This window comes from Methylovirgula ligni (genome assembly GCF_004135935.1).
Lineage (GTDB): Bacteria > Pseudomonadota > Alphaproteobacteria > Rhizobiales > Beijerinckiaceae > Methylovirgula > Methylovirgula ligni.
In genome coordinates, this window is sequence record NZ_CP025086.1 from 2443825 (window position 1) to 2467557 (window position 23733).

The 23733-nt window shown below is 62.3% G+C and carries 23 protein-coding genes; 11 read left to right on the top strand and 12 right to left on the bottom strand.

Annotated features, from left to right (window positions below; genetic code table 11):
* Positions 1-9 precede the first annotated feature (9 nt).
* The gene (locus tag CWB41_RS11740; RefSeq protein WP_245441049.1) at positions 10-1176 is read right to left on the bottom strand and encodes a glycosyltransferase family 4 protein; all 1167 of its coding nucleotides are present in this window, start codon (positions 1174-1176) and stop codon (positions 10-12) included.
* 46 nt (positions 1177-1222) lie between these two features.
* Positions 1223-1783, bottom strand: coding sequence for a polysaccharide biosynthesis/export family protein (locus CWB41_RS11745; protein ID WP_115836554.1), 561 nt, complete (start codon positions 1781-1783; stop codon positions 1223-1225).
* A 207-nt stretch (positions 1784-1990) separates the two neighbouring features.
* On the opposite strand from CWB41_RS11745, the gene CWB41_RS11750 reads away from it, so the two are divergent.
* The 7 genes from CWB41_RS11750 to CWB41_RS11780 all read left to right on the top strand — a co-directional run bounded on the left by CWB41_RS11750 (position 1991) and on the right by CWB41_RS11780 (position 7930).
* Entirely contained in the window at positions 1991-4123 is a 2133-nt protein-coding gene (locus CWB41_RS11750; RefSeq protein ID WP_129396474.1) for a GumC family protein, read from the top strand.
* A gap of 372 nt (positions 4124-4495) precedes the next feature.
* Positions 4496-4819, top strand: a complete 324-nt coding sequence (locus tag CWB41_RS11755) for a hypothetical protein (protein ID WP_129396475.1) — start codon at positions 4496-4498, stop codon at positions 4817-4819.
* Between the two features lie 21 nt (positions 4820-4840).
* Complete coding sequence (locus tag CWB41_RS11760) at positions 4841-5260, top strand: hypothetical protein (RefSeq protein ID WP_115836551.1); 420 nt, start codon at positions 4841-4843, stop codon at positions 5258-5260.
* 34 nt (positions 5261-5294) lie between these two features.
* The gene (locus CWB41_RS11765; protein ID WP_115836550.1) at positions 5295-5474 is read left to right on the top strand and encodes a hypothetical protein; all 180 of its coding nucleotides are present in this window, start codon (positions 5295-5297) and stop codon (positions 5472-5474) included.
* Between the two features lie 3 nt (positions 5475-5477).
* On the top strand, positions 5478-6872 hold the full coding sequence (locus CWB41_RS11770; protein ID WP_115836549.1) for an APC family permease: 1395 nt from the start codon (positions 5478-5480) through the stop codon (positions 6870-6872).
* A gap of 88 nt (positions 6873-6960) precedes the next feature.
* Positions 6961-7647: a hypothetical protein gene (locus tag CWB41_RS11775; protein WP_115836548.1), complete on the top strand. Its 687-nt coding sequence runs from the start codon at positions 6961-6963 to the stop codon at positions 7645-7647.
* Position 7648: 1 nt separating this feature from the next.
* On the top strand, positions 7649-7930 hold the full coding sequence (locus tag CWB41_RS11780; RefSeq protein ID WP_115836547.1) for a hypothetical protein: 282 nt from the start codon (positions 7649-7651) through the stop codon (positions 7928-7930).
* Positions 7931-7966: 36 nt separating this feature from the next.
* Here the strand turns inward: CWB41_RS11780 and ssuD are convergent, their stop codons facing one another.
* Complete coding sequence (gene ssuD, locus CWB41_RS11785) at positions 7967-9160, bottom strand: FMNH2-dependent alkanesulfonate monooxygenase (protein WP_115836546.1); 1194 nt, start codon at positions 9158-9160, stop codon at positions 7967-7969.
* A gap of 123 nt (positions 9161-9283) precedes the next feature.
* Here ssuD and CWB41_RS11790 point away from each other — a divergent pair, with 123 nt between their 5' ends.
* From CWB41_RS11790 to CWB41_RS11805, 4 genes are all read left to right on the top strand, one after another.
* Complete coding sequence (locus CWB41_RS11790) at positions 9284-10675, top strand: FAD/NAD(P)-binding protein (protein ID WP_115836545.1); 1392 nt, start codon at positions 9284-9286, stop codon at positions 10673-10675.
* Between the two features lie 69 nt (positions 10676-10744).
* Positions 10745-12478 carry a fumarate reductase/succinate dehydrogenase flavoprotein subunit gene (locus CWB41_RS11795; RefSeq protein WP_115836544.1) on the top strand — a complete coding sequence of 578 codons (1734 nt, stop codon included), beginning with the start codon at positions 10745-10747 and terminating at the stop codon, positions 12476-12478.
* 9 nt (positions 12479-12487) lie between these two features.
* The gene (locus CWB41_RS11800; protein ID WP_115836543.1) at positions 12488-12721 is read left to right on the top strand and encodes a 4Fe-4S dicluster domain-containing protein; all 234 of its coding nucleotides are present in this window, start codon (positions 12488-12490) and stop codon (positions 12719-12721) included.
* Positions 12722-12726: 5 nt separating this feature from the next.
* Positions 12727-13686, top strand: coding sequence for a HEAT repeat domain-containing protein (locus CWB41_RS11805; protein WP_115836542.1), 960 nt, complete (start codon positions 12727-12729; stop codon positions 13684-13686).
* Here the strand turns inward: CWB41_RS11805 and CWB41_RS11810 are convergent.
* The 9 genes from CWB41_RS11810 to CWB41_RS11850 form a co-directional block, all read right to left on the bottom strand.
* Positions 13683-14540 (bottom strand): ABC transporter ATP-binding protein, encoded by an 858-nt coding sequence (locus CWB41_RS11810; protein ID WP_115836541.1) that lies wholly within the window; start codon positions 14538-14540, stop codon positions 13683-13685. The two genes, CWB41_RS11805 and CWB41_RS11810, sit on opposite strands and share 4 nt — an antisense overlap.
* 1 nt (position 14541) lies before the next feature.
* Positions 14542-15426, bottom strand: a complete 885-nt coding sequence (locus tag CWB41_RS11815) for an ABC transporter permease (protein WP_115836540.1) — start codon at positions 15424-15426, stop codon at positions 14542-14544.
* On the bottom strand, positions 15426-16271 hold the full coding sequence (locus CWB41_RS11820; RefSeq protein WP_115836539.1) for an ABC transporter ATP-binding protein: 846 nt from the start codon (positions 16269-16271) through the stop codon (positions 15426-15428). Before CWB41_RS11820 ends, CWB41_RS11815 begins: the two co-directional genes overlap by 1 nt.
* Entirely contained in the window at positions 16268-17539 is a 1272-nt protein-coding gene (locus CWB41_RS11825) for an ABC transporter permease subunit (protein ID WP_115836538.1), read from the bottom strand. Before CWB41_RS11825 ends, CWB41_RS11820 begins: the two co-directional genes overlap by 4 nt.
* 10 nt (positions 17540-17549) lie before the next feature.
* Entirely contained in the window at positions 17550-18671 is a 1122-nt protein-coding gene (locus CWB41_RS11830) for an ABC transporter substrate-binding protein (RefSeq protein ID WP_207206605.1), read from the bottom strand.
* 22 nt (positions 18672-18693) lie between these two features.
* Entirely contained in the window at positions 18694-19392 is a 699-nt protein-coding gene (locus CWB41_RS11835) for a Crp/Fnr family transcriptional regulator (protein ID WP_165204297.1), read from the bottom strand.
* 736 nt (positions 19393-20128) lie between these two features.
* On the bottom strand, positions 20129-21169 hold the full coding sequence (gene dinB / locus CWB41_RS11840; RefSeq protein WP_245411309.1) for a DNA polymerase IV: 1041 nt from the start codon (positions 21167-21169) through the stop codon (positions 20129-20131).
* Between the two features lie 250 nt (positions 21170-21419).
* Positions 21420-21725 (bottom strand): EthD family reductase, encoded by a 306-nt coding sequence (locus CWB41_RS11845; protein ID WP_115836534.1) that lies wholly within the window; start codon positions 21723-21725, stop codon positions 21420-21422.
* Positions 21726-21858: 133 nt separating this feature from the next.
* A complete protein-coding gene (locus CWB41_RS11850) occupies positions 21859-23547 on the bottom strand; it encodes a bifunctional protein-serine/threonine kinase/phosphatase (RefSeq protein WP_207206606.1) in 1689 nt (562 codons plus the stop codon).
* Positions 23548-23733: the final 186 nt, after the last annotated feature.

Genomic DNA, 23733 nt, shown 5'->3' on the forward strand with positions numbered 1-23733 from the left:
GGCTGCAACTCACGAAGAAGGAACGACGGACGAATTGGCGGGGCTGCGGCGGCTACGACGCGCCGCAAGGGCCTCGGCATAGCCAGCGATAACGGCGTCGGCCATATCGCTGATCTTAAATTTCGTCTTGACGAAATCGGCGAGCGCACGGCTTTCGGCGCGCACCTGATCCGCCGGCCGCGTCAGCGTCTTCTTCAACGTCGCGGCGAGCAATTGCGGATCGTCGGGAACGATGAGGCGGTCGCGGTAAGGTCCGAAGATTTCATTGATGCCGCCGACATCCGTCGCGACGAGCGGGACTTCCGCGGCGGCAGCCTCCAGCACGATATAGGGCAATGATTCGGCCCGGCTCGGGACGACGAGAACGCGGCCGAGGCGGAAAGCCTCGTGAGCCGGCATGACGCCTGCGAAAGTAACCTGTTCCCCGATGCCGCGCTGTACCGCATGCTCGATAAGCTTGGCGTCGTCCGGCCCGCTGCCCACCAGGACGAGCCGCGGCTTTATCGGCCCTTGTGAGATCAGCGCGATCGCGTCGATGAGCGTGTCGATGCCCTTGGCGGCGCGCAATTCGCCGACATAGAGAAAGTCCGCCGCATCGGCATTCGGCGCGACGGGCACAAATTCGTTCGGGCTCAAGCCGTTATAGACGATCCGCGTGAGTTTCGTTGTCGGCCCGACGCGGCGGCGGAACTGCTGCGCGATATAGCCGCTCTCGAACAAATAGACGTCGGTACCGGCGACCAGCAGCCGTTCGATCGCCATATAGGTGCGCTCGATCAGCGGCCCGGAGCGATAATTGAAACTGCCGCCATGCGGCGTATAGGCACGAACCGGCTTGTCAGCGCGCGAAAGAACGGCGGGGAGCCGCGCATAGGCGCCGCCCTTGGAGCCGTGGCCATGAACGACATCGACATTGAGGGCGTTGGCGTGCGCGGCGACCCGCAACGCCGCGGGAATGTCGAGGATATGCGCCGGCCGCTGCATCGGGATACGCAGAAGGCCGAGTTCGAGGGACGGCGTGAGAGCGTCGAGCGTCTCATCGGCACGGCGACCGCCGGTTCGGGAATCGGTCACAAGACCGACCGCGTGCCCTCGCTCGATCTGCTCGCGCGTCAGGTCGACGACGTGACGGAACAGGCCGCCCAAAGGCGCGCGCAAGACATGCAAGATTCGCAATTTTCGACTCGCGGACGCGGGCTGTGTCATGAGGGTTTGTCCCTCTTTAGAAATAGCGTTCACGCACGACAATCGTGTCGCCGGGCTTGACCTGCTGAAGGATGGGGACCGCACCCGTGTAGGGGTGCCCGTCGATGGTTCGCGTGAGATCGACGGAGTCCTTGTAGGCTCTCGGCGTAAAGCCGCCAGCGATCGCAACCGCGGTCTGTGCCGTCATGCCGTTGACATAAGGATATTGGCCCGGCGTCGTCACCTCGCCCAGAATGAAGAAGGGCCGGAAAGCTTCGACCTCGATCGAAACACGCGGGTCGCGAATGTAGCCCGCGCGCAGCCGTGCTTCAATTTTTCGCGCAAGTGACGCGGTCGTATCGCCTTCCGCGACGACCGACCCGATCAGGGGCATCGAGATATGTCCGCTTCCGTCGACGGCATAGGAATTGCTCAAACTATCTTGCCCAAACACGATGATGCGCAGGCGGTCGCCGCTTGCCAGCGTATAGGGGGCATCCGGATTGGTGTCGAAATAGGCCGAATAAGACGTCGTCGCGCAGGCGCCAAGCGCGAGCGAGAGAATGATCAAGCCTGCCGAAACCAAACCGCGCAACATGTCGACTGCCACCAGATGAAGATTTCGATGAGAAGCTCAGGTCCGCAGCCGTTTATAGGTTGTCATGGTTAACAAAGCTTAACTCTCGGCAGCGATGGCGGCGCCGAAATTAACCTCGTTTCAACCATAAAGCGGCTTGATAGCGAGAGGGCGGAAGGCTTTGCGACGGCGAAGCGTGCGCCACGAGTGTGACCCTTGGAGCAGCGGATGGGCAGGACGTTCAAGCCGGACATGACGATCGACGAGTCGGCGAACGATGTGGACGTCAAGGCGCTCGGGTCGGCGATCTATGCCAAGCGAAACTGGGTCATCATTCCCACGCTGCTGGCTTTTCTGCTCGCCGCTCTCTACGTCACGGTGGCGCGGCCGCGCTATACCGCCGATACGCAGATCCTGCTGGAGAATCAGGAAAGCTACCTGACGCGCGCGCAGCGCAACGAGCAGGGGATCGAGATGCCGCCCACCATCGACGACAATTGGGTCGGCAGCCAGGTGGCGCTCATCACGTCCCGCGACGTTGCGCGCGAGGTCATCGAAAAGCTCGGCCTTGTCGGCAATCCCGAACTCGATCCGCTGGCGAAAGGGCTTGGCGCGCTGCAGCGGACGCTTGTGCTCTTCGGCCTTGCGCACAATCCGATGCGTGTTGCGCCGGAGGAGCGCGCAATCGATACGTTCGAAGAGAGACTCACCGTCTACTCGCCGCCCAAAACGCAAATCGTGATGATCGACTTCTGGGCGCACGATCCAGCTCTCGCAGCGAAAGTCGCGAACGAAGTCGCCGCCGTTTATCTCGAGCACCAGGCGGGTGCCAAACGCTATATTGCCAAGAGCGCCGGCGATGCGCTCGCCGCCCAGATCACCGATCTCAAGACCAAAGTGCTGAGCGCCGCCGATGAGGTCGAGCGCTACCGCGCCGAGTCGGGGCTGCTCGCGGGCAGCAACAATATGACGATCACCGGACAGCAGCTTGCCGATCTCAACACCGATCTGTCCCATGCGCGAACCGAGGCGGCGGATAGCCAGGCCAAAGCGACCTTGATCCGTCAATTGTTGCGGCAAGGCCGGGTTTCCGAAGTCCCGGATGTCGCCAACAATGATTTGATCCGCCGGATTGCCGAACAGCGGGTGACGGCCAACGCCCAGCTTGCGCTCGAATCCGGCACGCTGCTGCCGGGCCATCCGCGTATCCGCGAATTGCGTTCGGAGATCATCAATCTCGACGCGCAATTGCGGCTCGCCGCCGACAATATCGCGATCGCCGAGGAGAACAATTCCAAGATCGCCGCCTCAAGAATCGCCAATATCGAGACGGCCCTCGATCAGCAGAAGCAGGCGGTGACAACGGCCAACGCCGACGAAGTGCATTTGCGGGAACTTGAGCGAATCGCTCAGGCCTATCGCGATCAGCTCGACAGCGTCACCTCGAAATATCAGGAGGCGATTGCCCGCCAGTCCGCCGCGACGCCGGCGGATGCGCGTGTGATCGCTGTGGCGGTTGCGCCCGATCAACCCTCGTTCCCGAAGAAGCCGCTGGTTCTCGGCTTTGCCACGCTCGGCGCCTTTGTCTTTTCCCTCGGCGCTCTTGCCGGCCGCGAGATCTTGCTGGAGGCCCCGGCGCAGGTTCCCGAGCACGACTCTGTGCCAGTGCAGGTCGTGGCCGGAGGCCGTCGGCCCGCGCCGCTCTCAACCGTCGAGCGGCTTAGGCGTTTCGCCCGGGCGCGCAGCAGCGAGACGGAGGGGGATGCGGAAACAATCTCCGAAGCCGAGGGCGAGGAAGAGGCGGGCGAGAAGTTCGCCGCCAAATCCAGCGCCCCGCAGGGCGTCAACATCGTCGCGACGCGGCTCGACAAGAGCGAGGAGGCGAGCGATGCGTTGATTGGATTCGCCCGCACGCTGGCGCGCGAGGGGCGCCCCGTCATCATCGATCTCGATTCCCGAGACAGCCAGTTCGCCAAGCTCGCCGGGCCGCAAGAGACCGACGAAAAGATGAAGGGGCTCACCGATCTTCTCGATGGCGATGCGAGCTTCGCCGACGTGATTCATCGCGACGCGGGGTCGCGCCTGCATTTCGTGCCCTTCGGCTCGAAAGAGGAATTCAACCCCGACGATCTCGACATGATCCTCGATGCGCTGTCGCGGACCTATGATTTCGTCGTGCTCGCGGCACCGCCGTTCCGCGGCAACCCGATGACCAAGGCGCTCGCGCCCTTCGCCGATTTCGTCGTGCTCGCGACGCCCGAGGGCGGCGATGCGGCCGACACGCGCGCCGCGCGCGCGGAACTCAGCGCCGCCGGCGCGGCTGAAGTGCTGCTTGTGGGCGGCACGAAGGAAGCAGCCTGATCGGGACTCTTGAGCCTGTTCGCACAACGCGAATCCGCCTTGACAGGAATAAAAGGTTCCGGTTTACTTTCTCATTAAGAAAATAAAGTTCCCGCATATAAAACAACATGGGAACGTATAAATCCAAAGGAGAGGGAAATGCCGATCATGCTTAGCCGGGTTACGCGATTGTAGCGCCAAGCGCGCCGCTCTCACTGGATCGCTTGATTGCCCGATGGGATTCGCCACGCGATCACCATTGAGACTCGACCCGAGCGATCCTTTCCACATCGGAATTTCAGCCACGCAAGCCTCTCAAGACAGGCTTGGCGATGACGTGCGCGGATAAGAACCGCGGCGATCGGGCAAATTCGTCATGGGAGGAAGATGAAAATGTCTTTTGAGGCAGCATCAAATCATACGCAGACGGCGGCAGCCGATAATCAGCGGTTGCTGGGCCGGATCGAGTCGACATTCTCGCGCGATCGCATAACTGCGATCGGCTTCGTGCTTGCGCTTTGGTTCGTGATTTTCTTCGTTCTGCTCGGCGTCCATTCCTACATCGACAACAGAGCCGCCGAACTCGTTTGCTGGGTCGCTGCTTTCTTGCTGGTGCTGTTCAACAGCACGTCCATCACAGCGATGATCCGACACTATTCACGCGACAAGTATCACATCTATTCGGTCGACATCCGTCATCAGGATGCGGGTCGCTAGCAAATTCTTGGAGGGTGGATCATGGCGAAGAAATACATTCCGCCGAAGCAGGGCGTTGCAAGCCAATTGTTCGACGTCGCGTCCTTGCTCGCGCTCGTGTTCGGTGCGCTCTTCCTGCCGATCTGGCTGAAGATCGCGGTTCCGTCGCGCGTTGAGGAGCTGCCGCCGGGCGTGAGTTATCAATTGCAGACGGATGGCTCGAAGAAGTGGAGCGGGCTGACCTGGGAGAAGCTCCGGCAGAATCCGACGATGCAACAGCAATGGGAGAAGCTGGGCTACTCGAAGGAGCAGGCGGCAGACATCATCACCCAGCCGTTCAAATACGATATCGACGTCCTCGGCGTCGGGATCACCGCGATCGTCGTCATTGGCTATTTCGTTTTCATGCTCGTGATGTCGGAAAAAGAATATCGCGAAGTCATCGCCGAAAAGTTCGACTGAACACGACATAAGAAAGAACTGGTGGGAGGACAGAATGCTGGACGCGATAGTATGGGCCGCATGGATAGTGTCCGCAGCGGTGTTCGCATGGATGCTTTGGGATTTCGCGAAGATCAATCTGAAATATGGCGAAGACACGCTCATCAGTTCGCGTGAGGGCGTGGACGATCTGTTCGGCGACAGCAATACGACTAACGCCGCCTCGGGGAGCTGAGCCATGACCCTACAGATGCAAGCACCGCAACCCAAACAGCTTCAACTTTTAAAAGTGCTGGGGCCCGCGCACATTTGGGCGCTTGGCGTCGGCATCGTTCTTGTCGGCGAGTTCATGGGGTGGAACTATGCCGTCGGCAAGGGCGGCGCAATCGGCGCCTTGATCGCCTGCTGGGTCATCGGCCTGCTTTATACCTGCGTCGCGATGATCGATTCGGAAATAACCTCGACGGTCGCTGCGGCGGGCGGCCAATACACCCAAGCCAAACATATGATTGGCCCGCTGATGGCCTTCAATGTGGGGCTTTATCTCGTTCTTGCCTACACGATGCTGGAGGCGGGCGACGTTCAGGTCGCCGGGCAGTTGATCCAGATCGGCGCCGGAAATCTCGGCTACAATATTCCCTGGCAACCTTTCACCGTCCTCTCGCTCGTCCTTCTCGCCTACATGAACTATCGTGGCGTTCTGGCGACGCTGACAGTGAACCTCGTGATAACCGCGGCCGCCTTTGCGTCGATCATCATCCTGGTGATCGGGACGCAGCCGTGGCACCCGGGCGCCGTTCTGCTTCATAAGGAATTGCTGACGGGCCTGCCATATGGGTGGATCGGCGTTCTTGCCTCGCTTCATTTCGGCATCTGGTATTACCTCGGAATCGAGGGAACCTGCCAAGCCGCCGAGGAGGTCAGATCTCCCGGCCGCGCGTTGCCGATGGGGACGATGCTGGGCATTATCACATTGCTCATCGCCGCCGCGCTCACCTGGTATGTCTGTTGCGGTCTGCTGCCCTGGGAATATTTGGGTTGGGATAACGAACTCGCGCCGCTCTACGACGCTGCGCATGTGACCGGCAGCCCGACGCTCACTGTCATACTTTTCGTCGGTACACTGTTCTCGGCGATCGCCTCCGCGAACGGCTGCATCAACGACGCAGCCAGAGCGTGGTTTTCGATGGGACGCGACCGCTATTTGCCGATCTGGTTCGGCGCGGTCCATCCGGGCTACCGCACGCCATTCCGATCGATCATCTTTCTTATGCCGGTGGCGATCATCTTTGCGCTCTTTATTCCGCTGGCGCAGGTCATCACCTTCTCGATTCTGTCGGGATTGCTGAACTATACGTTCATGCCCATCAACATGGTGAAGTTCCGCCGTATGTGGCCTTTGGGTTCCATCCAGCGTGGGTTCGAACATCCGTTCCACCCGTTTCCGTCCATCGTCCTTTTCACGCTGTGCAGCATTACGTTCTTTGCGGTCTACCTGGGATATGGGCGGCAATTGCTGGCGATGATGGCGTTTTACATCGCGGCATCCTGCTGGTTCGCGTTCTATCGCTATCGTTATGTCAAGCGCGGCGATCAGTTCACGATGCCTTGGCCGAGGCCAGCCGGCTACTGAAATTGGGGGGACGATGGCATAAGGGCGGACCTCCCCACCTGGCGCTGGGCACGGTATCCGTGACCAGCGCTTTTTTCGGAGAGCCATCTTGCGTTACGATGTTTTGATAGTCGTCAGCCTTGCGCTGATTTGTATTGTTGCCGTCTACCGCCGCGATAAAGCTCGGCTGCGGAAAAGCCGCGCCGCGTTCTTCGATGCGTGTCTTGGCCTGTTTGAAAAGCCGAGCGTGCACGAAAACGGGGCGCATTTCCCGGTTCTGAGCGGGGGCTACGAGGGCTTCGACATAAAAATCGAGCCCATCATCGACGATATGTCGGTCCGCAAACTGCCTTCGCTTTGGCTCAAGCTGTGGTTGAGTGCGCCGGTTCCCTATTCGGGCGCTCTCGCCGTCCTGATGAGGCCCCGCGGAACGGAGTTCTACTCCCCGGCATTCGATCTCGTGTCCGACGTCGAAGCGCCGGCGGGATGGCCGAAGGATGTCCTCATCCGTTGCAGCGATCCGGAAGACGCGCCGCCGCTATCGCTCCTCGATCGCTTTCACGAGCTGCTGCATGACCCGAAATGCAAAGAGCTTTTGATAGGGCCGGGAGGCGTGCGGCTCATCTACCAAGCGGCGCAGGCCGAGCGGGCGGAATATTCCGTGCTGCGCCATGCCAAATTCGGCGCCTCCACACTCGACGCGGACGGCGCACGTCAGCTTGTCGATGAATTGTGCGCCATTTATCGATCCTTGGCGCGAACGCCTCATTCCATTCCCGCGCTGGTCAAAGGATGACATGAGCCAAACGTCGCCACGGCCGCCGCCGCATCCCTATTGGATTTTGCTTGCGGCCATTCTGCTGCCCGGCGCCGGACAGGTTCTGTCGGGGGTGCCGCAGCGGGGCTTGGTCATGCAGCTTTTCATGATCGCGCTCGGCTGGATCACCTGGCATCTGACGACGCCGCAGCAGAGCTTCATCGGCAGGCTTGCGGGCGGCCTGTTTATTTACGCGGTTTCAGTGATCGATGCCTATCGCATCGCGCGCCTGCGCTGGGTGACTTATCACAGCGCGCACTGATGGCGCGCAGACCAACGCCCCACGCACCGCGCACGCTCAAGATTGCGACGCGAGCTTTGCCGGCGGCACCACATTGGCGATGATTTCGCCAAACGGCCCCGCGTTGCGGACGGCCGCGCGTTCGGTGCCGGTCGTCCCGCGCAGGGGCAGCAAGGGAAACACCTGCTCGGCGAAACGATAACATTCCTCAAGGTGCGGATAGCCTGAGAGAATGAAGCGATCGACACCAACCGCCATATATTCCTTGAGCCGCTCCGCGACCGTCCGGGGATCGCCGACGAGCGCCGTGCCGGCACCGCCGCGTACCAGGCCGACACCGGCCCAGAGATTGGGGCTGATCTCGAGATTGTCGCGCTTGCCGCCATGCAGTTGCGCCATGCGCTGCTGCCCGACCGAGTCGAAGCGCGCGAAGATTTTTTGCGCCGAGGCGATGGTGTCGTCGTCGACCTTCTCGATCAATTTGTCCGCCGCCGCCCAGGCCTCGGATTCGGTGTCACGGACGATGACGTGGAGGCGCACGCCGTAAGAAAATACACGCCCTCTGGTTGCCGCTATGGCACGCACCTCGGCCAGCTTCTTGGCAACCTCGGCGGGCGGCTCGCCCCAGGTCAGATAGGTATCCACATGCTCGGCGGCGATGCGATGCCCGGCGTCCGACGAACCGCCGAAATAGAGCGGCGGATAGGGGTGCTGCACCGGCGGGTAGAGGAGCTTGCCCCCTTCGATCGTGAGATATTTACCCGTGAAATCGACGGTCTCGCCGGCCATCAGCCGCCGCCAGATATGCAGGAATTCGTCGGTCAATTCGTAGCGCTCGTCATGACCGAGAAAGAGACCATCGCCATGCAGTTCCACCGGGTCGCCGCCAGAAACGACATTGACCAGCAGACGGCCGTTGGAAATCCGGTCGAGCGTCGCGGCCATGCGTGCGGCCGCGGCCGGCGCGATCAGTCCCGGCCGGACGGCAACGAGGAAGCGGAGCCGTTGAGTTTGCGGCACCAGCGCGGACGCAGCAATCCACGAATCTTCGCAGGACCGGCCGGTCGGCAGCAGGACGCCAAAATAACCATTGTCGTCCGCGGCCTGTGCGATTTGCCTCATGTAGGAAAGAGAGACCCCACGTGCGCCTTCCTGCGTGCCGAGATAGCGTCCGTCGCCGTGCGTTGGGACAAACCAAAGGATATCGGCAGCTTCTGCGGGGGGAGGCGGTTGCAGCGTGGTCTCGGTCATTCGTATCATCCTGCTGAGTGACTGGAGCGGAACTCATCATGGCCCCGGCTTGTCAGTCAATATAAATTATAGACTATATCTCGTCGGTGGTAAGAGCCTTGCGCAGGATCAAGGGCAGCGGCGATGAGCGATTTTTTTGACATTGCGATTATCGGCGGCGGCTATACCGGCGCTGTTCTCGCCCTGCATCTCGTCCGTAATGCGCCACCCGGCACACAGATCGCCATCGTCGAGCCGCGCGCGGAGCTTGGCTCCGGTCTCGCTTACGACACCCTTGCCGATGAGCACCACATCAATGTGCCGGCGGAGAGGATGGGCGTCGGCGTCGAGGCGCCGGACCGCTTCGATGTCTGGCTGAAAAAGCATCACCCGGAATTGATCGGGGACGGCGACCCGGAGCACACGTATGTCTCGCGGCGCTGGTTTGGCGTTTTCGTCCGCGACAGGCTCGCGGAGGCGCTGCGCAATTCGCATGTCGGTTTACGCCATATCGAAGCGCGGGCCGTGTCGGCGCGCGCGATCGCCGGCGGCACCGAAATCCAATTGTCCGGAGGCGAGACGCCGCTGCGCGCGCGGCATGTCGTGATTGCCGTCAGCCACGGCCTGCCGGCTCTGCCGCATAGCATTCCGCCGACGCTGGCCGGGAAGCGCGGCCTTCTGGAAAACCCTTGGAACATCGACCGTCTGGCGGAGATTCCGTCCGAGGGCACGGTGCTCATCATCGGCACGGGTTTGACCATGGCCGATATTATCGCCTCGCTTGTCGCGCGCGGCCATCGCGGCCGTATCCTTGCGTTTTCGCGCCACGGCCTGCAAGCGCGCAAGGCAGGGCCCGGGAATGTGCCGCCCGGGCTCGACCTTGCGGCGTGGCCGGCGGCCTCGCTCGCGCGATATGTGAAGCTGATCCGCGCCGAAATCGCCCAGGCCGAGGCACAGGGCCTTCCCTGGCGCGGCGTCTTCACGGCCTTGCGCGTCCAGAGCGAACATCTCTGGTCGCGTCTTACGCCTGCCGACCAGCGGCGCTTCCTGCGCCATCTCAAGGCGTTCTATGATGTACATCGCTATCGGATGCCGCCGGAAACTTATGAACTCATCGAAGCGGCCGAGGCGCGCGGGCAGGTCGAGATTTTCGCCGCGCATCTCGTCCGGGCCGAAGCGACGGCCACCGGCTTCGAGGCCATCATCCGCCGCCGCGGCGCGCCAGTCGACGAGCAGCTCAAGGTCGAGGCGATCGTCAATTGCACCGGGCCGAAGCAAAGGCTCGGCGCCGACCCCGCGACTTTTCTCGGGGCGCTCATCGCCGCCGGCGTTGTGCAGGTCGATCCGTTTGGCCTCGGTCTCGCCGTCGATCGCAATTTCAGGGCTATCGGCGGTGCGCCGGACGTCTATGCGATCGGCCCGCTGACGCGCGAGCGCTTCGGCGACACCTATGGCGCGCCGGAAATCCAGCTCCATGCCGAGCGGCTCGCGGGCCAGCTCGCCAGCGCGCTGACCGAGGAAAAGGCCGCGGTTTAGGCAATTTATTGCTCCCGCATCGCGGGCCAACCCGGCAGAGTGGTCGAAATTCCTCGCGCGGACTCCCGAATGAGCGAACCGATCACCCATCAGGTTGAGACCGATATTCTCGTCATCGGCGGCGGCACCGGCGGCCCGATGGCCGCCATCAAGGCCAAGGAGAAGAACCCAGATCTGCGCGTCGTGCTGATGGAAAAGGCCAACGTCAAGCGCAGCGGCGCCATCAGCATGGGCATGGACGGGCTGAACAACGCTGTCATCCCCGGCCACGCGACGCCCGAGCAATATGTAAAGGAAATCACGATCGCGAACGATGGCATCATCCATCAGCCCGCGGTAATGGCCTATGCGCAGCGCAGCTTCCCGATGATCCAATATCTCGACAAGCTCGGCGTAAAATTCGAGAAGGACGGCACCGGCGATTACAATGTCCGCAAGGTGCATCACATGGGCACCTATGTTCTGCCCATGCCGGAGGGGCATAACGTCAAGAAAGCGCTCTATCGGCAATTGCGGCGGCTGCGCGTCGATATCACCAATCGCTTTATGGCGACGCGGCTGCTGACCGCGCCGGACGGCCGCATCGCGGGAGTGATTGGCGTCAATACACGGACCGCCGAATTCCTGGTCATCCGCGCCAAGGCCGTCGTGCTCGCGTGTGGCGCGGCCGGCCGGCTCGGTCTGCCGGCCTCGGGATATCTCTTCGGCACTTATGAAAACCCGGCCAATTGCGGCGATGGTTATGCGATGGCCTTCCATGCCGGGGCCGCGCTGGCCAATCTCGAATGTTTTCAGATCAATCCGCTCATCAAGGATTACAACGGCCCGGCCTGCGCCTATGTCACCGGCCCGCTCGGCGGCTATACCGCCAATGCCAAGGGCAACCGCTTCATCGAATGCGATTACTGGAGCGGCCAGATGATGCTCGAATTCTATCGCGAGCTCGAAGGCGGTAACGGCCCTGTGTTTCTCAAGCTCGATCACCTTGCCGAAGAAACGATCGGCCAGATCGAGCAGATCCTTCACACCAACGAGCGGCCGAGCCGTGGCCGCTTCCACGCGCAGCGCGGGACGAATTATCGCGAGAGCATGGTCGAGATGCACATCTCCGAGATCGGCCTTTGCTCCGGCCATAGCGCATCCGGCGTGTGGGTCGACGAACATGCGCGCACGACCGTGCCGGGCCTTTACGCCGCTGGCGATATGGCGAGCGTGCCGCACAATTACATGCTCGGCGCTTTCGTCAACGGCGCCTATGCGGGTGAGGATGCCGCCGACTTCTGCGCCGAACATGATCTCGGCGCGATCGATGCCGATTTCATCGCACAGGAACAGGCGCGCGTTCTGGCGCCGACGCAGCGGACCGACGGCCTGACGCCGGAGGAGGTCGAATACAAGACGCGGCGGATGGTCAATGATTATCTCCAGCCGCCGAAGGTGACGCGCAAGATGGAGATCGGCCTCGCGCGCTTCGGTGAAATCCGCGAGGATCTGTCGTCCCTCGTCGCCCGCGATCCGCACGAATTGATGCGGGCGATGGAGGTGCATTCGATCCTCGATTGCGCTGAAATGGCGGCGCGCGCCTCGCTGTTCCGCACCGAGAGCCGCTGGGGTCTCTATCATTATTGTGTCGATCATCCCGCGACCGACAACGAAAACTGGTTCTGCCACACGCTTCTGGAAAAGCAGCCTGACGGCACCACGGCGTCGCGCAAACTGCCGGTCGCGCCTTATGTCGTCCCGGTTCCCGAGGCGGAGCGCGGGTCTTACAACAACATCCGGCTGAGACCCGCCGCCGAATAGGAGTTCCCATTGCCGATTGGCACCCATAGCACCAGCGTTCCCGTCAAGGTCAACGCCGATAAATGCATCGCCGGGAAGGGCTGTACCGTCTGCGTCGATGTCTGCCCGCTCGACGTGCTGCGCATCGATGAGGCGAAGAACACGGCCTATATGCGCTACGACGAATGCTGGTATTGCCTGCCGTGCGAGGTGGATTGCCCGACAGGCGCCATCACGGTCGATATTCCCTATCTTTTGCGGTGAGTTTTATGGGTCTGTTCGAGGATCGGATCGGCGATCTTGATGATGTGCTGGATCGGCTTAGCGCGGGCGATGCCGAAAGCCGCCGCATCGCCCTCGCGGACCTCGCCGACCTCGGCGATGTGACGGCCGTGCCCGCTGTCATCGCGGCGCTGACGGACCCCGACGCGGGCGTGCGCGCGGCGGCGGTGCGGGCGCTCGATGCCTTCGAGGGCGACGCGGTGGCGCAGGCCCTCGCGGATGCGCTGTCCGATCCGGACGAGCCGGTGCGCCATGCTGCTGCGGAAGTGCTGGCCGACAAGAACGATCCGGCGTCCGCGCCTGTGCTGGTCACGCTCATCGTGCATCCGGATGCGAGCGTCCGCGCGGCGGCGCTGAGGGGCCTGGTTGGACTGCGCGAACCCGCCGCGCTTGCACCGACGCTGGCGGCGCTTGCCGATCCTGCCGCCGAGGTGCGCAAGAACGCGGCGAGCGTGCTCGGCTGGCTGCGTGCGCAAGAGGCGACGCGCGGCCTCGTGGTTGCTGTACGTGATCCCGATCCCGATGTGCGCCGCGTCGCGGTCGCGGCGCTCGGTTACGACAATGCCGACGCTGACGCTCACGCCGCTTTGGTCAGCGCACTGGGCGATGCGGATTGGCAGGTGCGTGAGAGCGCCGCCAACGTGCTTGGCAAATTCGGCGGCGGCCAAGGCGTTGCCGCTTTGATCGATGCGATGGCGGACGAGATCTGGCAGATACGTGTGAAGGCGGCGGCGAGCCTTGGAAAATTGCGCGATCCGGCGGCGATCCCCGCGCTCGGCGCGGCGCTCGATCATCCGATCAGCAATCTGCGCAAGGAGGCGACAGCGGCGCTGGGCGAAATCGGCCATGCAGACGCGCTGCCCTATCTTACCGCCCACGCGGACGATCCCGACCCCGACGTGCGCAAACTCAATCGCTGGGCGACGGCGAAGGCAAGCGGCGCTTAGCTCACGCCCGCGCTTCTGCGCCGATAAGCCTCGATGAAATCGGCTGCCGCCTTGCTGCCGCCGGCAAAAGCCTTCATCGCTTCTTCGTGCAGCAGCGACAAAGCTTCGAGCTTGATGGCGTTGGCGCGATCGTCGCGGAAAATGCTCGCGTAATCACGCGGACGCGGCAGATCGACCTCGATCACCGTGCGCACCTTGGTCGGGCGAGCGCTCATGACGATGAGCCGGTCGGCGAGGAAGATCGCCTCGTCGATATCGGTCGTCACAAAGAAATTGGTGCGCTTTTCATCCTCGCAGAGCTTGGCGAAATATTCGAGCATCAGCTTCTTGGTCATCGCGTCGAGGCCGCGGAACGGCTCGTCGAGGATCATCACGTCCGGATTGTTTATGAGCGCGCGGGCAAGTTCGGCGCGGCGCTGCATGCCGCCCGACAATTGCGCCGGATAACGATCGCGAAAGGGCCGCAGGCCGACCTTGTCGAGCAGGAAATCGGCAAGGATTTTCGTCGCCGCATTGGCCTCGCCGCGCGCCTGCGGCCCGTAGAGCACGTTCTTTGCCGTCGTCATCCAGGGAAAGAGAGCCGTCTCCTGAAACACCACAAGCCGGTTCTTGTCCGGCCCGGTGACAGGCTTGCCCGAGGCGATGATCTCGCCCCGCGTCGGTTTTTCGAACCCGGCGATGAGGCGGATCAGCGTGCTCTTGCCGACGCCCGACGGGCCGATCATCACCGTGAACTTGTTCGGCTCGACCGTGAAGGAGCAATCTTCCACGACCGGCGTCGCGAACGGGCCGTAGCCATAGGCCTTGCTCACATTGCGGACGATGATCTCGCCCCTCGGTTTGGCCTCCGTCATTCTAGCGCAGCCTCCGCCACGGCGTGATCCGGTCCTCGATGAGACGCACGGCGGCGCTCGACAGATAGCCGGCAATGCCGATCGAGAACATGCCGACGATAATATCGGGGTAGGAGCCGCCGATATAGGAATTCCAGATGAAGAAGCCGAGGCCGCCGCCAGCGGAGGAATCTCCGCCGGACGCGCCGCCGCCGCCGGAGATCATCTCGGCCGCGATAACGACTTCCCAGGTGATGCCGATGCCGACTTCCATGCCCGTGCAGATCGAGGGCAGCACGGCGGGCAGGATGATCCTGCGGAAGATGTTCCCGCGCGACGCGCCCATCGAACGCGCCACCTGGATGAGGCGGATGTCGATCGCGCGCGCGCCGCCGACGACATTGAGCACAATCGTGTAAAAGGCGCCGAGGAAAATGACGAAATCGATCGAAAGCTCTTGTGTCGGCCAGAAGATGACCGAGGCCGGCACCCAGGCGAGCGGCGGGATCGGCCGCAGAAGCTCGAAAACCGGGAAGGCGATGCCGCGAAACGTTTTGTTGATCGCGAGCAAAAGCCCGAACGGGATGCCGACGACGACCGCGGCGGAGAAGCCGAGCAGCACACGCAGGAAGCTGAGATACCAGCTCTGCCAATAACCGGGGTCGCCGATCAGATGCGACCAGGCGACCGCCACGGAGACCGGCGAGGGAACGACGCCGAGGATCGGCAATGGATGGCCGAGCCAGGTGCCACTTGTGGAACCGATCTCCCAAATGAGGAGCGCGATCGCGATGGAAGTGAGCGCGCGCCGCGTGCCAAGCGCGAGGAAGGGATTGCGCCAGCCGAGCGCCTTCCGGCCGCGCGTGCGGTCCTTGGGCGGCGCGGTGCTGGCGACATCGGCGCCCATCAGCCCTCCTTCTCGCCGCGCTCGAAGGACTTCGCTGCTTCCTCGTCGACGGCCGCCGAAATGTCGGCGGCAAGCTCGCGGAAGCGGGGGCTGGTTAGGACGGTATAATCGCGCGGGTAGGGGATATCGATCTCGACGATCCGCTTCGGCCGGCAGGGCCGCGCCGTCATGACGATCACGCGATGGCCGAGGAAGATCGCCTCCTCAAGATCGTGGGTGATGAAGAAGATGGTGATGCCGGTGCGCCGGTGCGTCTCCAGCAAAGCTTCGTGCATCACCGATTTGGTGAGTGCATCGAGCGCACGGTAGGGTTCGTCGAGCAGCAGCACGGTCGGATCGTTGATGAGCGCGCGGACGATCTCGACACGGCGGCGCAGGCCGGAGGAAATCTCGCCCGGATATTCATTTTCCACGCCCTCAAGCCCGGCTTCCGCCATCAGATGACGCGCCTTCTCGAAAGCCTCGGAGCGGCTGAGCTTTTTTTGCACCAGCGGGCCAAAGGCGATGTTTTCGAGATTGGTCTTCCAAGGAAACAAAGCGCCGTTCTGGAACACGACGATGCGGTCGGAGCCCACCTCCGCTTTCGGCCGGCCGGGGCCGCAGAGCAATTGGCCGTCGAGATAGATGGCGCCCCCGTCGAGGCCGTGAAAGCCAGCGATGGCATTGAGCAAGGTGGTCTTGCCGCAGCCGGACGGCCCGACGATCATGCAAATCTCGCCGGGCGCGACATCGAAGCTGCAATGATCGACGGCGAGCACGCGCGCGCCATCGGGATCGTAGAGCTTGACCGCATTGTCGATCGTGAGCGCGCCACGCGTCGCGACGCTTTCGGCCGCGAGGCTCATGCCTGGCCCTCCATCGCGAACTGGCGCGCGCGCCATTGCATCGCCCAATCGCCGGCGGCGCGCACCAGCGCGCTCGTCGCGTAGCCGAGGATGCCGAGGGTCAGCATGGCGATGACGATCGTCGGATATTGGACGGTCGTGTAGGACGTATTGATGAGGTAGCCGAGTCCGAACTGGCCGGAGACCATCTCCGCCGCGACGAGCGAGAACCAGGCGACGCCGACCGATATCTGCAAGCCGGTGAAAATATAGGGCAGGGCGCCGGGCACGATCACATGCCGGAAGATCTGCAATTGCGAGGCGCCGAGGCAACTCGCAGCGAGCACGTAGGTTTTGTCGATCGATTTGACGCCGAGCATCGTGTTGAGCGCCGTGGCGTAAAACGAGGCCAGAAACGTCAGAAAGATCACCGGCAGTTCCGAGCCGGGCAGCATGATGATTGCGAGCGGCACCCAGGCGAGGATCGGGATCGGCCGGATGATTTCGAACAGTGGAAAGAGATAATCCTTGAAACTGCGCGACCAGCCGAGCAGCAGGCCGAAGGGGACGCCGAGCGTCGTCGCCAGCGCGAAAGCGATGGCAATGCGCTGCAAGCTGACGAAAATGTGCTGGTAGTAGACCGGCGTATAGATCGAGACGCCATAGGTCGGATTGCGGCTCAGCCATTCATGCAGAACCTGCGTGAGGCCCGGCATTTCGGCGAAGCGCGGCAGTTTCAGCACCTCGACCGACAGATACCAGAAGCCGAGCAGCAAAGCGTAGCCGATCAGGCCGAGGTAGGGCGTCGGCGAGCGCAGCCAATAGGCAAAGCGATAAAACGAAAGTTCGAGCGTCCGCGAGACCGCGCTGTGCCCGGCCGGGGCATGGATGTCCTCAAGTGCGTCTTCGACATGTTGGCGCAGTTCCGTGCCATCGCTCGAACTGCTTGCGACAAGATCGAGAACGCGGTCGCCGGGAATCCGCAGAAGGCTCACGGGGCTGGCGGCAACAGCGCGATAGCGCCGCCCGGCTTTGCCGCCGAGCGCCGTCCAGCCGAAGGCCTCGCCCGCCTGGACCGACTGCGGCGGCAGACCGCCGCTTGTCGGTTCGAGCAGAACGGTGCCCTCGCGGACGATGTAAAGCGCATTTGCCGGCGCGCCCGAGGCGTAGATGAGATCGCCTTGCAGCGCTTCAACGGTCTGAGCCGCGGCCGCGATCTCTTGGAGCGCGGCCGGAGACAGAGCTTCGAAGGGCAGGGCTTTGGCGATCAGCGCTTCTACGTCGCTCATGCCGCGCTCTCTATCGGAAGGCGGTTTCGGGCGCGGCCTTGATCTCGCCAACCGGAATCGCGAGCCCGCGCGTCTTCAAGATTTCAGTCGTATAGCCGGGAAGCACCGCGTCGTCCGCCAGCTTCTCGGCATCGATGCTTTTGATCGAGTGGAGGAAGGCGGTATCCTTGGCGATGAGCGCCAGTGCATTCTGCGAAAACCCGAAGGGCACCGTCAGCCGGACTGGGCCGCCGCCGCTCGACGCCGGATAAGCGCCGAATTCAGCCTGCCACAATTCCTTCTGGGTGAAGCCGGTGGTCTGCGCCTTCAGCAGTTCGGCGACTTTGACGGCATTGGCCGGATTGGCGAGGAAGAGCTCTGCATCAAGCTCGGTTTCGAGCCACGCCTTGATGATGTCGGGCCGCTGTTTGATCAGATCGGCGCGCGCGTCGAGGAAGGCCCCATCCGGTTCGTCGAAATTATAGCCGCTGGCGACCCGCCGGGCGAGGCCCTCCGCGACAAGCCGTGAGGCTGTCGGCTCCCACAGTACGGCGCCGTCGATCTTGCCGACGCGGAAGCCGCTGGTGATGACCTCGATGCTCTGGTTGAGATAGGCGCTGGGCGCCGTTTTGGTCTTCTGGAAGACGGCTTGCGCGAAACGATCGGCGCAGCTCCCCTTCGGACTCGCGACGGTCTTGCCGTTGAGCCATGTCACGGCCGCCTTCGCATCGGTGAACTGCGGCGCGTCCTTACGGACGAAGAAGACGTTGCACTGGTCATGGCCAAGGCCGATGTTCGCGATGATGCGCAGGTCGGCGACGCTCCGCTTCGTCGTCGCGACGATCGCCGGCATGTCGCCGAGATAGCCGAGGCTTGCTTTGCCGGCGAGCATGGAATTGACGACGATCGAGCCTTGCAAGCCGACGTGGAATTCGACGGTCGAGCCGGCGGGCAGATATTTCTTCCACAATTGCAGGCCGTTGATGACGGCGCCCGACCAGGCTTCGCTGTAGTAGGGCTGATAGCCCACGACGAGATGGATCGGATCGCCCGGCTTGCCATAGTCGAGGTCTGCCGCCTGCACATTATTGGCGCTCGCCAGGCCAAGACCGGCAAGAGCCCAAATAGCTACGCGCTTTACGAGGTGACGCACAATTATCTCCTGTTGTGAAAAGTCAGCAGCCATCGGCGATGGCGCGCAGCGCCTCGCGACGGAGAACGACGAGGCGCCGGCCATTGATGTCGACGAGGCCGCGCTTGCGAAATTTTTCGATGGTCATCGAAATCCATTGCCGCGTCGCGCCGACCATCGCGGCAAGCTCTTCATGCGAGGGCATTTCGGCGATGACGATCGTGCCTTCGGACTCGACGCCCTTGAGGTCGATGAGATTGAGCAGAAGGTGCGCCAGCCGCTCGACGACCGAACGGGTGCCGAGCATCTGCAGCAGCGAGGAATAGCATTTGCCTTTGTAGGCAAGACCCTGCACGAGGCCGAGTGCGAAGTTGGGAATATCCGACATCAGCCGGCGCACGGCCGGGCCGGGCAGGCGGATCGCATGGCCCGCCTTTATGCCGATGCCTGACCAGACATGCGGCGCTTCGCTGAAAATATCCGGGCCGCCGACGAAATTGCCGGGCGTCCAATTCGCGAGCGTGATCTCGCGCCCGTTCGGCGCGACATAGAAGCTGCGGACGATGCCTTCGCGCAGGATAAAGATGCCGCTGTGCGCGTCACCTTGGCGGAAGAGGTGATCGCCCGCGTCGAAGTCGATGCGCTCGCCAGCGGCGGCGACCCGCGCAGATTCGCGCGCCGTCAATGTCGCGAAGACATCCGGGACGCCCGCCAGATTTGGCAGGGTCTCAAACAGCAGCAACGAGCCGTCCTGTTGCGGCCGGGCATCCCGGCCCGCGACGGGGTCGCTGGAAATTTCTCTTGAAATTGAATGCAATAGCATTCTGTGCCTTGGCGCCACTCAAGTCGCTTTGGGCGAAAAAAACATTCTAAGAATATAAAGTCAATCGAAATTATAGAAATATAGGATAGCGAATGGCGCGGACTTCAGCGATGCGGAAGTCGATGCAACGAAAGAAGTGCGCCGGCCAAACGGCGAGGACGCACTTCAGCGTGGCAAAATTTTAGTGAGCGAAGACGAGCTGGCACTCGGGGCTCAGCAACCGCCGGTGATGCTCCAGACAGGCGGTGATCCGCTTACGGTTGGGTATGTAGGCCCTGCAGAGACGGAAGACGTCCGGCGTACAGGCATGGCGCTGCTCAGCTGTGCCCTGTTGTTGCGCGGAGACCTCGCCCGGAAGCACCAGGACCGCCGTCAGGGCCAACACGGCCAACACGCCATTCTTGAGACGCAAGTTCCGGAAGGCTTTGGTTTGCTTTGACCGCATCAAATGATTCCATTCCGTTTGGCTTGAACGATATCTCGCTGCCGTCTGCGCTCTGACGCACGGATGACAGCGAAATGAAGATGGCCGTAGCTCCTTGCGCTTCAGGCGCTTCAGGCGCTTCGAGCCGGCCGTTCATATTGCTTGAGGTGCAGGGCGAACGCAATGAGGCTGCCACCGGCGGGGATCGCATACCAGCCGCCGCGAGCTGCATCAGAGTAGGGTCAACTGGCTTCCGCTCACTTCATCGTCGTCCGCGAGCAGATTTGACAGCGAAACGCCGAGCAGACGAACGCCTTTCGCCGTTGGCAACAAGGGTCGAAGCAAATCGAGGCTGATTGTTTCCAGCGCACCACGCTCGCCGACAGCTTCGGCATTGGAGCGGCTGCGCGTGAGAATCTGGAAATCCGCGAATTTCACCTTCAGGGTCACGGTGCGGCCGCGAAGGCCCGAGCTTTCGCAATGACGCCAGAGCTTGTCGAGGATGGGTTGGAGCGCCGCCCGCATCGCCTCAAACTCGGTGAGATCATCGAAGAATGTATTCTCCGCGCCGATCGACTTGCGTGCGCGATTGGCGCGCACCGGGCGCTCGTCGACGCCGCGCGCGATCCAGTAATAATAGGAACCCGCTTTGCCGAAATGCCGCTGCAGGAACGGCAGCGGCTGGGCCTTCAGATCGACGCCTGTTTCAATGCCGAGGCTTTTCATCTTCGCCGTCGTCGCCGGGCCGACGCCGTGAAATCTTGCGACAGGCAGCGTCTCGACGAAAGCCGGCCCCATTTTCGGGGTGATGACGAAGAGCCCGTCGGGCTTGCGATGGTCCGAGGCGAGCTTGGCCAGGAACTTGTTGTAGGAGACGCCGGCGGACGCCGTGAGACCCGTCTCGGCTCTGATCCTGGCGCGGATTTCCTCGGCGATCTGTGTCGCTAGCGGAATGGCCATCTTGTTTTCGGTCACATCAAGGTAGGCTTCATCAAGCGACAGCGGCTCGATCTCCTCGGTGTAAAGCGCGAAAATGGCCCGGATTTGCAGCGAGACAGCGCGATAGACGTCGAAGCGCGGCTTGACGAAAACAAGCTCCGGGCATTTGCGCAGGGCAGTCACGGATGGCATCGCCGAGCGGACGCCGAATTTCCGCGCTTCGTAGCTTGCGGCCGCGACGACGCCACGCCGGCTTGCGCCGCCTACGGCGACCGGCTTGCCGCGCAGATCGGAATTATCGCGCTGCTCGACCGACGCATAGAACGCATCCATGTCGATATGGATGATCTTGCGTGGCTCGGCGGCGGGCCCGCCTTGCGTAGACGGTTCCGAAGCCGGATGGTGTGTCTTTGAATCGGCGACGTGCATGGCGCCGTGCTGTCCCCGGATCAATGCGTCCGCGATTATAGCGGCGCCGGGGCAAGCCGCCAATTCTTCGCTTCCCAAGGAGCCGGACCAATTCCGGGCTTGCCCGAAATTGGCATCTGGATGTTCAAATCGCGCGAAGGGCGAGGGATGCTTGTCAGCCTTCGGTCGAATCCAGATAAAGGATCGTCGGCGTCTCGGCATAATAATTCGGAATGTCGGCGACGACATCTTGCCCCGCCGGCGAAGCCAAAGCCTCGTTGATCGCTTTCAGGCTGTCGAACGTACCGATGAACGTCCAGAAAAACGCGCCTTCGCCGCCATCGAGCGTGCTCGCGGGGCCGAAGGAAAATCCGCGAAGACCCGGCAGTTTCTGCACGAGCGGCACATGAACCGCGCGGAAATGCTTGTCGAACTGCGCCGGGTCGGCAGGCTTTTTGTAAAGGACGATGAGTTTGCTCACGCTGTTGACTCCCTCGAAACGGCGCCCCGCCTGTGCGGGCGCGCCGTGGACAGGCTCCTTCTACACATCATGCCGCCGCATATCGAGGCCCATCGCGAGGCTTTGTATCAATGTCGGTTGAAGGCAGGGCCTTTCATCTCCTGACGATGCTCAGAACGAGAAGAATAATCAAAACGGCGCAAAGGACTTGCCAGAAGAGCAGGGGATTTCGTTCGATGAGTGGCCCACGATGAAGCGGCGCCGGGCGAAGATTTCCGTGTTCCAGCGCGAAGATAAATTCATCGAGATCGCCAAAACGATCGTCCCGGCGCAGCGAGATGGTGCGCAGGATCACGGCGTTGAGCCAGGCTGGTATGTCGTCGCGATAGGCTGATAGCGGCGGCACCGGGCCGAACAGCGGACGCTCGCCGGGAGGAGTCTCGCCGAAGGGATATTTGCCCGAGAGCATGCGATAGAGCGTGACGCCCAACGCATATTGGTCCGACAAGGCATCGCCTCTGTTCTCGCGAAACAGCTCCGGCGCCATATAGTCGAGCGTGCCGGGTGTCTCGACTTCATCGACATCCTCCAGCCGGGGGAGGTGCGCGACGCCAAGATCGATGAGCTTCACGTCGCCGTTTTCCAGCAGCATGATATTTCCGGGCTTGATGTCGCGATGCGTCACGCTGGCCTTGTGGAGCGCGGCAAGGCCGCGCGCCGCCTTAATGGCAATCGCGACGGCCTCATCGACCTTCATCGGGCCGTCGCGTCGCAGCCGGTCTTCCAAAGTCTCGCCCTTGTAATAGGGCATGGCGACATAAAGCCGGCTCTGGCGGCCTTCGGGCAACAAGAGCGAGGCGCCGACGTTTGGATGCGCGATCCGTTGGCCAAGAAAAACTTCACGCATGAATCGCGTGCGCTCGATTGGAGTCGTCGTCGCGGGATCGGGGAGTTTCAGCACCGCCCATTCGTCATCCCTCTTTGCCAGAAAGAGGCGCCCAGTCTTGCTCTCGGCGAGGATGCGGACGAGCTTGAAGCCATCGATCGTCTCGCCGAGGGCCGGGATTGGCCGGATCGGCAGGGCCTCCATGCCCGCGACGACTGAACTGTAGGCGGGCGATGGCACGGTGATGATGTCGATCACGAGCGCCGTTGTGTCGTCATCGCTGCCAGCCGCGATTGCGGCGTCGACAATCGCATCGGCATCGGTCTGCGCGACTTCTTCGCGCCGGGCGAGGAGTTGCAGAAGATTATTCGCGGAAAGAAACTCGTGAACGCCGCGCGTCGTCAGTAAAAGGCGGTCCTGCGCTTCGAGGCTTTGCGTCTTGATGTCCAGCCGAAGCGCGGGTTCAAGCCCGGCGGCGCGCAGGAGCGCCCGCCCGCCATGCGCCTGCGGCGCGGAATGATCGTCGGTCAGCAGGGTGAGATTGCCGGCGCGCAGATGCCACGCACGGCTGTCGCCGACGTGGAGGATGGTGGCGATCCGGCCGAGAAGCACCGCCGCGGTGAACGTCGTCGAGGCGCCGCGCAGCACCGGGTCGGATCGCGACTGGCCATGAAGCCAAAGATTATAGGCATCGAGCGATTTCATCGCGGCGGCGCCGACGCCGACGGGCTCTCTTTGCGAGCGATAGCCGTCTATGAAGGCCCTGACGGCAAGTTCGGATGCGACGCGGCCGCCCTGGGCATTGCCGAACCCATCAGCGACGGCGGCGACAATGCCTTGCACGGCCCGCTGAGACGCCGTGCCGATATCGACAGTGCCAAAGTCCTGATTGTTCGTGCGCTTGCCGGCGCGGGTGGCAAATCCCGCTGCGATCTCAAGCTGGCCCCGCGCGCTCACGCCGCACATTCAAGCATGGGTCGGAAGCGGCAGCAAGGCAGTGAAGCCGAGGGTAAGCCAACGCCCCGAAAAACCCGTGACAAACGCTCTCACTTATTATTCAACCTGACGGGTAAATAACGATCCGGCTTCTTTGAGGGCCGGCGAAAAAAGGGAGTGACGACCTGATGAGTCTGGATTCTTCGA

Excerpts from the sequence above, each read along its gene's own strand:
- CWB41_RS11745 (WP_115836554.1), bottom strand. The coding sequence starts at position 1,783 with ATGTTGCGCGGTTTGGTTTCGGCAGGCTTGATCATTCTCTCGCTCGCG.
- CWB41_RS11750 (WP_129396474.1), top strand. The coding sequence starts at position 1,991 with ATGGGCAGGACGTTCAAGCCGGACATGACGATCGACGAGTCGGCGAAC.
- CWB41_RS11755 (WP_129396475.1), top strand. The coding sequence starts at position 4,496 with ATGTCTTTTGAGGCAGCATCAAATCATACGCAGACGGCGGCAGCCGAT.
- CWB41_RS11760 (WP_115836551.1), top strand. The coding sequence starts at position 4,841 with ATGGCGAAGAAATACATTCCGCCGAAGCAGGGCGTTGCAAGCCAATTG.
- CWB41_RS11765 (WP_115836550.1), top strand. The coding sequence starts at position 5,295 with ATGCTGGACGCGATAGTATGGGCCGCATGGATAGTGTCCGCAGCGGTG.
- CWB41_RS11770 (WP_115836549.1), top strand. The coding sequence starts at position 5,478 with ATGACCCTACAGATGCAAGCACCGCAACCCAAACAGCTTCAACTTTTA.
- CWB41_RS11780 (WP_115836547.1), top strand. The coding sequence starts at position 7,649 with ATGAGCCAAACGTCGCCACGGCCGCCGCCGCATCCCTATTGGATTTTG.
- ssuD (WP_115836546.1), bottom strand. The coding sequence starts at position 9,160 with ATGACCGAGACCACGCTGCAACCGCCTCCCCCCGCAGAAGCTGCCGAT.
- CWB41_RS11790 (WP_115836545.1), top strand. The coding sequence starts at position 9,284 with ATGAGCGATTTTTTTGACATTGCGATTATCGGCGGCGGCTATACCGGC.
- CWB41_RS11795 (WP_115836544.1), top strand. The coding sequence starts at position 10,745 with ATGAGCGAACCGATCACCCATCAGGTTGAGACCGATATTCTCGTCATC.
- CWB41_RS11805 (WP_115836542.1), top strand. The coding sequence starts at position 12,727 with ATGGGTCTGTTCGAGGATCGGATCGGCGATCTTGATGATGTGCTGGAT.
- CWB41_RS11810 (WP_115836541.1), bottom strand. The coding sequence starts at position 14,540 with ATGACGGAGGCCAAACCGAGGGGCGAGATCATCGTCCGCAATGTGAGC.
- CWB41_RS11815 (WP_115836540.1), bottom strand. The coding sequence starts at position 15,426 with ATGGGCGCCGATGTCGCCAGCACCGCGCCGCCCAAGGACCGCACGCGC.
- CWB41_RS11820 (WP_115836539.1), bottom strand. The coding sequence starts at position 16,271 with ATGAGCCTCGCGGCCGAAAGCGTCGCGACGCGTGGCGCGCTCACGATC.
- CWB41_RS11825 (WP_115836538.1), bottom strand. The coding sequence starts at position 17,539 with ATGAGCGACGTAGAAGCGCTGATCGCCAAAGCCCTGCCCTTCGAAGCT.
- dinB (WP_245411309.1), bottom strand. The coding sequence starts at position 21,169 with ATGGATGCGTTCTATGCGTCGGTCGAGCAGCGCGATAATTCCGATCTG.